The 1826-nt window shown below is 57.0% G+C and carries 1 protein-coding gene; it reads right to left on the minus strand.

Annotated elements, in window-relative coordinates; genetic code table 11:
• Positions 1-1826: SurA N-terminal domain-containing protein (locus tag MDG893_RS20355; protein WP_007155740.1), on the minus strand; the 1826-nt coding region annotated here is incomplete at both ends.

Raw genomic sequence — 1826 nt, forward strand, 5'->3', positions numbered from 1 at the left:
CTCTCAGGAACTGCTGATACGCCTGGTACTCACGCTGCCCCTCAAGCGACGCCAGGAAGCCGCGAAGCTGGCGGAATTCACCACCATCACGGTTAACCTCACCCTCGTTGACCGCATCGAGAGCCACGATGGACGCGCTGCCATCGGACACCACCGAACCGTAGACATTGCCACCATCGCCAGGGCGCTGAAGTGAAAACACCTGGGACATAACGGCACCACCGAGCGCCGGGTTGCTTCTGGGCTGCTCCTCATAGGATTGCCACTCGCCAAGCCCCAGCTCTTCAATGTCCTTGCCGGATTCAAGGTCAGCGATGATTGCGTCAGCACGCTCGTTGAGCGCTTCGCGAGTCTTCTGGCGGGTCAGTGCCGCACGAATTTCCTCGGCCACGTCCTCAAGCGGCTGCTGTTGCGCCTCTTGGTACTCACCCACACGCGCCACGACGGACATGTTGTCGCCGACATCAATCAGCTCAGTGTTAAACCCTTCGTTCAACACATCCTCGGAAAACAGCTGGCGGATCAGGCCCGCGTGATCGAACGGCGCGTCGCCGCCATTTCGGGTGATACCACTCTTTTCTCGCACTTCAAGACCCAGCTCCTCTGCCGGACCGGCCAGATTATCAGCCGCATAGGCCAGGTCAGCAAGCTCTGAGCGAACTTCGGCAAAACGCTCGGTGGCCTCACGTTGGGCAAGCTCACGGCGGAGTTGGTCTTCCAGTTCCGCCAATGGAGGTGCTTCGGTTTTCTGCACGTCCTCAAGCTTGATGAGATGAACGCCGAAGCTGGTGGAAACCGGCTCGGAGACTTCCCCTTCCTCAAGCGCAAACAGAGCGTCTTCAAAGGCCGGGTCATAGACACCGCGCTCCGCGAAGCCCAGGTCGCCGCCCTGCTCTGCGGAAACCGTGTCCACGGAGAACTCTTCAGCGAGGGCTGCAAACGACTCACCACCTGCCAGACGCTCCTGAATCGTCGCCATGGTCTCTTCAGCGTTTTCTCCATCCTCAATCAGGATGTGTGAGGCGCGGCGCTCTTCCCTCATCAGCTCGGAGGCACGCTGCTCGTAATAGTCACGGAGTTGTTCGTCACTGATCTCGATGGTTTCGGCAAGTGCGGCCAGTGATAGAACAATGTAACTGGCATCCACGCTCTCAGGCAGCTTGAAGGCTTCCTTATTCTCATCGTAGTACGCTTCCACATCAGCGTCGGTCACCTCCACTTGATCGCTCACAGCGTCTGCAGAGAGTGTTGTCACACGGAAATTACGGGTCTGGTTCTGGATGCGCAGCAACTGGGCGACGTTTTCATCCGTCACAACACCGCTTTGAGAGATACCGGCACGGATCTGGTTAACCACATACTGCTTGCGCATGGTTTCGCGAAATTCGGCGACGCCCATTCCCATATTCCTGACCGCGGACACAAACCGGTCACGGTTAAAGGTACCGTCTACCTGGAACTGGGGCATCTGGGTGATCAGGGAATCAATATCGGCATCGGAGAGCTCCAGCCCCTGATCTTCGGCGTTCAGGGTCATCACTTTTTGCTGGATCAGGGCATCGAGAACATCCTGACGCACCTGATCTTCATCCAGCAACGACGGATCTGGATTCTCCATCTCTGACAGGCGACGTTGACTCTCGATCTGTACAACCCGGAGGAATTCCCTCTCGGTGATGTCTTCCCCATTGACCGTGGCCACTTCAGGCTCGCCGGAAAAACCACCGACAATCGCGTCCATTCCCCAGATAGAAAGTGAAACAATCAGAAGGCCAATTATGATTTTGGCAATGGTGCCCTGGGCATTTTCCCGAATATCTTGAAGC

It is taken from the genome of Marinobacter algicola DG893 (assembly GCF_000170835.1).
Classification (GTDB): domain Bacteria; phylum Pseudomonadota; class Gammaproteobacteria; order Pseudomonadales; family Oleiphilaceae; genus Marinobacter; species Marinobacter algicola.